Source organism: Actinomadura sp. CNU-125 (assembly GCF_001942465.1).
Classification (GTDB): Bacteria; Actinomycetota; Actinomycetes; order Streptosporangiales; family Streptosporangiaceae; genus Spirillospora.
In genome coordinates this window covers 1-8034 of sequence record NZ_MKJY01000254.1, presented here as the reverse complement: position 1 = coordinate 8034, position 8034 = coordinate 1, and the positions used below count along the sequence as shown (strand labels likewise).

General features: G+C 72.6%; 9 protein-coding genes. 3 read left to right on the top strand and 6 right to left on the bottom strand.

The window, feature by feature from the left end; genetic code table 11:
- Positions 1 to 686: 686 nt before the first annotated feature.
- The gene (locus BJF79_RS26970; RefSeq protein WP_262402641.1) at positions 687 to 1364 is read left to right on the top strand and encodes a hypothetical protein; all 678 of its coding nucleotides are present in this window, start codon (positions 687 to 689) and stop codon (positions 1362 to 1364) included.
- Here the strand turns inward: BJF79_RS26970 and BJF79_RS26965 are convergent.
- Together BJF79_RS26965 and BJF79_RS26960 are read right to left on the bottom strand one after the other, a co-directional pair.
- Positions 1302 to 2141 (bottom strand): putative RNA methyltransferase, encoded by an 840-nt coding sequence (locus tag BJF79_RS26965; protein ID WP_075901533.1) that lies wholly within the window; start codon positions 2139 to 2141, stop codon positions 1302 to 1304. The genes BJF79_RS26970 and BJF79_RS26965 overlap by 63 nt on opposite strands.
- 283 nt (positions 2142 to 2424) lie before the next feature.
- Positions 2425 to 2721, bottom strand: a complete 297-nt coding sequence (locus BJF79_RS26960) for a thioredoxin family protein (RefSeq protein WP_316043444.1) — start codon at positions 2719 to 2721, stop codon at positions 2425 to 2427.
- Positions 2722 to 2851: 130 nt separating this feature from the next.
- Between BJF79_RS26960 and BJF79_RS26955 the strand changes: the two genes are divergently transcribed.
- Both BJF79_RS26955 and BJF79_RS26950 read left to right on the top strand, forming a co-directional pair.
- Positions 2852 to 3862 carry an RNA polymerase sigma factor RpoD/SigA gene (locus tag BJF79_RS26955; RefSeq protein WP_075901531.1) on the top strand — a complete coding sequence of 337 codons (1011 nt, stop codon included), beginning with the start codon at positions 2852 to 2854 and terminating at the stop codon, positions 3860 to 3862.
- Positions 3863 to 4055: 193 nt separating this feature from the next.
- Positions 4056 to 5405 (top strand): class II 3-deoxy-7-phosphoheptulonate synthase, encoded by a 1350-nt coding sequence (locus tag BJF79_RS26950; RefSeq protein WP_075901529.1) that lies wholly within the window; start codon positions 4056 to 4058, stop codon positions 5403 to 5405.
- Between the two features lie 66 nt (positions 5406 to 5471).
- On the opposite strand, the gene BJF79_RS26945 is transcribed toward BJF79_RS26950, so the two are convergent.
- The 4 genes from BJF79_RS26945 to BJF79_RS61805 form a co-directional block, all read right to left on the bottom strand.
- On the bottom strand, positions 5472 to 5840 hold the full coding sequence (locus BJF79_RS26945) for an ATP-binding protein (protein WP_067469847.1): 369 nt from the start codon (positions 5838 to 5840) through the stop codon (positions 5472 to 5474).
- A 104-nt stretch (positions 5841 to 5944) separates the two neighbouring features.
- The gene (locus tag BJF79_RS26940; RefSeq protein WP_075901527.1) at positions 5945 to 6286 is read right to left on the bottom strand and encodes an STAS domain-containing protein; all 342 of its coding nucleotides are present in this window, start codon (positions 6284 to 6286) and stop codon (positions 5945 to 5947) included.
- A 51-nt stretch (positions 6287 to 6337) separates the two neighbouring features.
- Positions 6338 to 7075: a PP2C family protein-serine/threonine phosphatase gene (locus BJF79_RS61810; protein WP_262402640.1), complete on the bottom strand. Its 738-nt coding sequence runs from the start codon at positions 7073 to 7075 to the stop codon at positions 6338 to 6340.
- 149 nt (positions 7076 to 7224) lie between these two features.
- Entirely contained in the window at positions 7225 to 7611 is a 387-nt protein-coding gene (locus BJF79_RS61805) for a hypothetical protein (protein WP_262402639.1), read from the bottom strand.
- Positions 7612 to 8034: the final 423 nt, after the last annotated feature.

Genomic DNA, 8034 nt, shown 5'->3' with positions numbered 1-8034 from the left:
CTGTTGAGTTCTCAAGAAACGGACACCCACCGCGCTCGACCCGCTCTCGCCGGTCTCGCTCCGGGGCAACCCTTCTAACTTACCAGACTCGCTCCCGGTGTCAAGCGGACCGATCGAGATCGATTCGTTCAACGGAGGACTTGTCCGGCCCCACGGGGCGATACGGGCGAACACGAAGTTCGCTTGATCGTCTCGTGGGAGTGCCCTGCGGGCCGGCCACCGAGTCGGTGTCCTGCATCCCGTTCCGGGCTCGTCACGCCATCGTACAACAGCCCGAGCGTGACTCGAACCGTTTTTCCGGGGCCTGACTTCCCCGGGGCCGACCGCCTTGCGGCGTTCTGCATCCCCTCGGGGCATGAAGAACATTAGAGCGCCCTTGTCGGACCGTCAAATCAAGCCCTCGGGTCACTCGACTCCGCACCGTTCTCCACAATCCGTTTCTTCCCGTCATAACCCCAGATCACAACCTATGTGCGCGAGGTCACGGTTGCGGTACCGTCGCAGGCCCGTGTCCGTGAGCGTCCCGTTCCTGCGGTTCGGACGATCGGACGGGCGCGGGCCCGCGGTCCGGCCGGGGAGAAACCGGCCGGGGTGAGGAGGAACGCCTCGTGAGTGTGTCCGTCGGAATCCGCGCTTCGGCAGAGCGACTGGTGGTCGCGGCGACCATGGGGCCGACGATCCACGACGTGCACGCATGGCGTCTGAAGGTCGTGCCGGGTCTGATCGAGGTGCGCGCCGATCGTGGCAGGTTCCGGCCGACGGACGACCCGGGCGGCCGCGGGCTCCATCTCGGCAGCGGCGCCGTCCTGGTGAACCTGCGGCTCGCCGCGGCGCAGCTCGGTCACGCGCCGGTCGTCCGGCTCCTGCCGGACGTCGAGCGGCCCACGCTCCTGGCGACCGTCCGGCTCGTGGGACGGCATCGGGTGTCGCGCGACGAGCGGCTGCTCTACGCCGCGACGCTGCGGCCGTTCGCTCCGCCGGTCCCGGGAAGCCGTCCGTCCGTGTCCGTCGTCAACGAACTCGGGGAGGCGGCGCGGCTGGAGGGCGCGAGGCTCCACGTCCTGCCGGCCGGGCCCGGCGACGGGGTGCGGCGGGCGCTGCTGACGACGCGCGGCGACTCCCCCGCGGAGTGGCTGCGGGCGGGGCAGGCGCTGCAGCGGGTGCTCCTCACCGGGACGGTCCGGTCCGTCTCCACCTCGTTCGCGTTCGGGAGGCACGGCCTCCCGCACGTCGTGGATCCGATGGAGCCGGGTGAGGTCCCGCAGGTGTCGGTCACGTTCGCCGGAACCGCGCCCGTGCGGCTACTCAAGGCGCCGATAGGCGGACAGGACGAACGAGAGGGGCACTGGGACCGGATCCGGTAGCCGTTCGAGGCGTTCCCGGAGCGCGTCCTCCGGGACGTGGTGGGCGCTCGGCCCCATGCCCACGAGCGTGGTGATCTCGTCGTGGGTGAGGACGGCCTCCGCGTCGAGCCGCTCGCGGCCGTCCGGCTTGAAGTATCCGGCCAGCGCCGCGTCGGTGCGTTCGATCTTGCGTTCGTCGACGGAGATCAGGCCCAGCGACTCCACGAGCGGCCCGAGGTGTCCCGATGCGGGGGTCACGGCGAGCAGGGGCCCGTCCGGGCGCAGGACGCGGTGGAACTCGGCGGCGTTGCGCGGAGCGAAGACGTTGACGACGACGTCGGCGGCGCCGTCGCGCATCGGCAGCGGCCGCCACAGGTCGGCGACGACGGCGCCGGCCCGCGGATGGGCCTTCGCGGCGCGGCGCGCGGCGTGCTTGGAGATGTCGATCGCCAGGCCGACGGCGCCCGGCGTCCCGTCCAGGATGCGGCTCAGGTAGTAGCCGGTGCCGGCGCCCGCGTCGAGTACGCAGCTGCGGCCGTCCATGTGGCGGGCGGCCGTCCGGGCGAGCCGCTCGACGATCGGGGCGAAGTGCCCGGCGCCGAGGAACGCGGCGCGGACCCGCACCATCTCCGGCGTGTCGGCGGTCCCGGGACGGGCGTTGCCGGGGAGCAGGTTCGCGTAGCCCTGCCGTGCGATGTCGAAGGCGTGCCCGGACGGGCAGTGCAGCCGGCCTTCCGTCATCGTGAGGTCCGCTCCGCACACGGGGCACACCAGGTATGGCACGACATCGACGAGCATCCGTCCATCATCGTTCATGCACCGGGCGGATCGGACGGCGCGGCGGGCTTCTTTGCCATCGCGCCGCCGCGGATTCGATCGAGCGTCCCCGTGCCGTCACCCGGCGGGCGTGTCGCCCGGCGCCCGCATGTCGTCCGCCGCGCGCGTCGGACCGCGGGTCGGGAACAGCCGGGCGTGCCCGGCCGTTCCACCCGCACATGGGCGTGACAGGGACGTGACCAGGTGCTTCAGGACTTCATGCGGGTCCGGACGTCCTCCATGTCCAGCCCGCGGACCTGCTCGATCACGTTTTCCAGGACCGGTTCGGGCAGCGCCCCGGGCTCGCGAAGACGATCACGCCGTCGCGGATGGCCATGAGCGTGGGGATGGAGGCGATGCGGAACCGCTCCGACAGTTCGGGCTCGGCCTCGGTGTCGACCTTGGCGAAGACGATGTCGTCGTGCTTGCCCGACGTCTTCTCGTACACCGGCGCGAACTGGCGGCAGGGGCCGCACCAGGACGCCCAGAAGTCGACCAGCACGATCCCGTCGCCCTGGGCCACCTCGTCGAAGTTCTGGGCGGTGAGGTTCACGGTCGCCATGTCGGTTTCTCCTCAGTCGGGGTATCAGGTCCGTAGAGCGGCTTACAGCCTTGGAGTATTCCCCGCTGGGAATCACAGAGCGGTAATTAGCGTTGTCCCCATAGGGAGATCGCACCGGAGAAGGGTCAGGATGGCTGCAACCCGTACCAAGGGCGACAGGGTCGACGTCACCGACAAGGACCTTGTCGGAGCGTACCTCGACCGGATCGGCCGTACCCCCCTGCTTGACGCGGAGGAAGAGGTCGATCTGGCGAAGGCGATCGAAGGGGGCCTGTACGCCGAACAGCTCCTCGACGAGGGGAACGTGCCCGCGGGCGCGTCCCGCGAGGAGCTGGAGGAGCTGACCGCGGCGGGGCTGCGCGCCAAGCAGCGTTTCGTCGAGGCCAATCTGCGCCTCGTGGTCTCGATCGCCCGCAAGTACCCGACCGACTCGTTGCCCCTCATCGACCTCATTCAGGAGGGGAACTTGGGGCTGATGCGCGCGGTGGAGAAGTTCGACTACCGCCGCGGCTTCAAGTTCTCCACGTACGCGACGTGGTGGATCAGGCAGGCGATCGGCCGCGGGCTGAGTCACACGGCCCGCACGATCCGGTTGCCGGTCCACGTGGAGGAGGAGCTTTCCCGGCTGCGGCGCGCCGAACGCCAGCTGAGCCGTGAGCTGGGCCGTGAGCCGAACCGCGAGGAGCTGGCCGGGGCGGTGGGCGCCGACGCCGAGCATGTGGACGAGCTGCTGCGCTGGCGGCGCGACCCGGCGAGCCTCGACGCGACCGTCGACGACGCCGGCGAGACGCCGATGGGCGACCTGCTGGAGGATCCCGAGGCCGTGACGCCCGAGGCGGAGATTCTCGCCCTGGACGACATCGAGGGTCTCGGACGGCTGCTGGACCGGCTGCCGGAACGGGAGGCCGCGATCCTGCGGGCCCGGTTCGGGATGGACAGCGGCCAGCCCCTGTCGTACGCCCAGATCGGCGCACGCTACGGCCTGAGCCACAACCGGGTCCGGCAGATCACCGACCGGTCGCTGCGGCGCCTGCGGCAGCTGGCGTCCGAGACCGACCTGAGCGGCCGCCGGGCGCTGGCGGGCGCGCAGGCCGCGGCGGACGGCCCCGTCCGGGCCGGTGCCGGCAGCCGCGCGGCGTGAGGCGGCGGCCGAGACCGGCGCGACGATCCGCACAACGATTCGCACGACGATCCGCACGTCGCCCCGTCCGTTCACCGGGCGGTCCCGAGAAGGGGCCGCCCGGTTTCGCGTTCCAGGGCCGCGAAGGGCCGCGCGGGGCGTCCGTCCGGGGCGGGTGGCCCGGTCGCGCCGGACTGTGCCATAGCCTTTTCGCGTGAGTACTTCCACCGCCTCTGGGGATCTGGACGCCTGGCGCTCCCTCCCCGCCCTCCAGCAGCCCGAATGGGACGATCCGGACGAGCTCCGCGCGGTCGCGGCCGAACTGGCCGCGCAGCCGCCGCTCGTCTTCGCCGGTGAGTGCGACCAGCTCAAGGAGCGGCTCGCGGACGTGACGCGCGGGCAGGCGTTCGTCCTGCAGGGCGGCGACTGCGCGGAGACGTTCGACGGGTCGAACGCCGACGCCGTGAAGAACAAGCTGAAGACCCTGCTGCAGATGGCGGTCGTGCTCACCTACGCCGCGAGCGTCCCGGTCGTGAAGATCGGCCGAATGGCGGGGCAGTACGCCAAGCCGCGGTCCAAGCCCGTCGAGGTGCGCGGCGGCGTGGAACTGCCCGCCTACCGGGGCGACGCCGTCAACGGGTTCGCGTTCGACGCCGCGTCGCGCCGCAACGACCCGCAGCGGCTGCTGAAGGCGTACCACTGCTCCGCGGTGACGCTGAACCTGTGCCGGGCGTTCACCAAGGGCGGGTACGCCGACCTGCGGCAGGTGCACACCTGGAACCGGGACTTCGTCCAGCAGAGCCCGGCCGGGCGCAGCTACGAGCAGCTGGCGGGCGAGATCGACCGGGCGCTGACGTTCATGAAGGCGTGCGGGGCGAACCCCGACGAGTTCCACGGTGTGGAGTTCTACTCCAGCCACGAGGCGCTGCTGCTGGAGTACGAGCGGGCACTGACCCGGATCGACAGCCTGAGCGGCCGGCCGTACGACGTGTCGGCGCACTTCCTGTGGATCGGCGAGCGGACCCGGCAGCTGGACGGCGCCCACGTGGAGTTCCTCCGGCACATCAGCAACCCGATCGGGGTGAAGCTGGGCCCGACGACGTCGGCCGACGAGGCGCTGGCGCTGATCGACAAGCTGAACCCGGACGGCGAGCCGGGGCGGCTGACATTCGTGACGCGCATGGGCGCGGGCAAGATCCGGGACGCGCTGCCGCCGCTGATCGAGAAGGTGCACCGGAGCGGCGCCCCGGTGGCGTGGGTGTGCGACCCGATGCACGGCAACACGTTCGAGGCGCCGAGCGGGCACAAGACGCGGCGGCTGGACGACGTCCTGGACGAGGTCGCCGGGTTCTTCGAGGTGCACCGGGCGCTCGGCACGCATCCGGGCGGGATCCACATCGAGTTCACCGGCGACGACGTCACCGAGTGCGTCGGCGGCGGGCACGGGCTGGTCGAGGACGATCTGCACCAGCGGTACGAGACGGCGTGCGACCCCCGGCTGAACCGCGGGCAGTCGCTGGACCTGGCGTTCATGGTCGCGGAGCTGTACCGCAAGTCCGTCTGAGTTTCGTGCGGCGCGCGCCCGGCCGTCCCTTCCCGGGATCGCCGGGCGCCGTCGTGCCGGGGTCCGTCAGATGCTGACCTCGGCCCAGACGACCTTGCCGCCGGTGACGGGGTCGGCGCCCCAGGACGTGGCGAAGCGGTCGACGATGAACAGGCCGCGGTGGGACTCGTCCAGGGGGCCGGGGACGGTGAGGCGGGGCAGCTGGGCGGCGCGGTCGCGGACCTCGACGCGGACGCGGCCGGTGCCGCGCAGCAGCCGCAGTTCCAGTGCCGTCCCGGCGTGCCGGACGGCGTTGGCCACCAGCTCGGCCACGATGGCGGTGACGAGCTCCTCGCGTTCCATGAGGGCCCAGGTGCGCATGGTGCGGGCGGCGAGCCGACGCGCGTACTCGACCGCCTCGGTCTGCGGCGCCGCGCGCAGCGTGGTCTCGGTCATCGGGTCGGTCACTCCGCCCGCTCGCCGTTCTGCATCGGGTTCCGCTCCGTCATGTCCGCACTTCCCGTGTGCCGCGCTCCGGCGCGCCGTCGGTGATGCATCGGTCACCGTCCGCCGTCGGACGCCGTTTCCTCCGCCGCGTCTTCCATGAGGAACCGGTCGAGCCCGGTGGTGCGCAGGACGTTCTCGACCCGGCCGTAGGCGCCGGTGACGGTCAGCGTGGCGTTCTGCGCGCGCGCGTGCTTGTACGCGCGGACGAGGACGTTGAGACCGGACGAGTCGCAGAAGTCGACCGCGGCGAGGTCGACCACGACCGCCCGCTCACCCGCGTCCACGAGCTCGGTCAGCCGAGAGCGCAGCTCGTCGGAGGAGTTCAGGTCGATGGAACCGCGCGCGGTGATCGTCGCGCGGCCATCCTTCTGTGTCGTGTGCAAGGCAAGCCCCACGCCACCCCACCTTACCGATCGTTGGTCTCCATCATGACGCCCGCAGAACTATCAGGCAACGTCGTCGTTCGACGGCTCGGGGCCGAAGTCGCGCACCGCGCGCTGGATGCGGGCGGCGACGGCGCCCGCGCTGAGCCCGGTGCAGCCCGCGAGCAGCCGCTCGAGCCCGTTGCCGTCCCCGAGCAGCCGTCCGCCGGAGCGCCGCTCGGTGACGCCGTCGGTCACGCACAGCAGCACCTCCCCGCGGCGGAGTTCGACCGTATCGGTATGGAAGTCCACGTCGTCGAACACCCCCAGCAGCGGCTGCGAGGTGGCCGCCTCGCGCACCTCGCCGCCCGGGTCGAGGATCAGCGGCGGCGGATGCCCGGCGCTGGACAGCCGGATGGTGACGCCGTCGCGGGCGCGGCGGGCGGTGATCTCGCCGTGCAGCAGGGTGAGCAGCCGACCGCGCTCCCCCTCGCCGAGGATGAGCCGGTTGAGCCGGCCGAGCACGTCCGGGACGGACATGTCCTCGGCGGCGAGGATCCGCAGGGCGTGCCGGGCCAGCCCGGTGACGGCGGCGGCCTCCGGTCCGGTGCCGCACACGTCGCCGATCGCGAACCGCCAGCGTCCGGGGGCGACGTCCTCGAGGGCGGGGCCGCCGCCGACGGGGCCGCTCTCGAACACGTCGTAGAAGTCGCCGCCGACCTCGCTGCCCTCGCCCGCGGGCTCGTACACCACGGCGACCTCGAGGCCGGGGATCTCGGGGATGGCGGGCGGCAGGAGGCTGCGCTGCAGGGCGCTGCTCATGGCGGTCTGCGCGGAGAACAGCCGGGCGTTGTCGACGGCGAGCGCGGCGCGGCGGCTGAGCTCCTCGGCGAGTTCGATGGCGCTGCGGGCGAAGCGGTCGCCCGCGGGGCGGCCGATGAGGATGGTGCCGGTGCGGCGCCCGCGCGCGATCAGCGGGAACGCGTAGACCTGGTCGGCGGCGGTGTCGCCGCGGCGGCGCGGACGTCCGCGGGCGCGTCGGCGAAGCCGTGCCAGGGGCCGGGGACGTCCGTGGCCGGGGCGGGCCCGGCCCGGTCGAGGAGGGCGCGCAGCCCGTCGGCGCGGTTCTCGTCGGCGTGCCAGACGTAGGCGAGCCGGGCCGGTTCGGCGTCGGCGACGGTGTAGACGGCGCACCAGGTGGCGAGCCGGGGCACGACGAGCTGCGCGACGAGCGCCATCGTGCGCTCCTGGTCGAGGGTGCCGGCGAGCAGGTCGCTGGCCTCGGCGACGAAGCTGAGCCAGCCGCGCCAGGACCGTTCCAGCTCCCCGACCCGGGCCTTCTCCAGGGAGAGCGACAACTCTTCGGCGAGCCTGCCGGTGCGGATCCCGTCGATCTCGGTGAAGCGGTCCGGGGCCGCGGAGGCGGCGACGAGGAGGCCGGTGAGGCGGCCCTGCGATTCCAGCGGCGCGGCGGTGACCGAGCGGGCCCGCAGGCCGACGCGATCGGGTCGGCGGTTCCGCGGCGACCCAGTGGGATCCGGCGCGGACGGCGGGGGCGAGCCCGGCGACCGACAGCTCGCCGAGGGGCATCTCGGCGGCGGTGCCGGTGGACGCGCCCATGATGAACCGTCCGTCGCGTTCGGTCAGCAGGATGGCGGCGCCTCGGCGCCGAGGGCCTCCCCGACGGCGGCGACGCCGTCCTGCGGGGACTCGACGGCGGCGGGCGAGCGGAGCAGCCGGGCGCCGTCCGCGGGGACCTCCCCGGCGCCCTCGCCCGCGAC

What these genes read in the sequence shown, in the direction of transcription:
- BJF79_RS26965 (WP_075901533.1), bottom strand. Translation starts at nt 2,141, where the DNA reads ATGCTCGTCGATGTCGTGCCATACCTGGTGTGCCCCGTGTGCGGAGCG.
- BJF79_RS26960 (WP_316043444.1), bottom strand. Translation starts at nt 2,721, where the DNA reads ATGGCGACCGTGAACCTCACCGCCCAGAACTTCGACGAGGTGGCCCAG.
- BJF79_RS26955 (WP_075901531.1), top strand. Translation starts at nt 2,852, where the DNA reads ATGGCTGCAACCCGTACCAAGGGCGACAGGGTCGACGTCACCGACAAG.
- BJF79_RS26945 (WP_067469847.1), bottom strand. Translation starts at nt 5,840, where the DNA reads ATGACCGAGACCACGCTGCGCGCGGCGCCGCAGACCGAGGCGGTCGAG.
- BJF79_RS61810 (WP_262402640.1), bottom strand. Translation starts at nt 7,075, where the DNA reads ATGAGCAGCGCCCTGCAGCGCAGCCTCCTGCCGCCCGCCATCCCCGAG.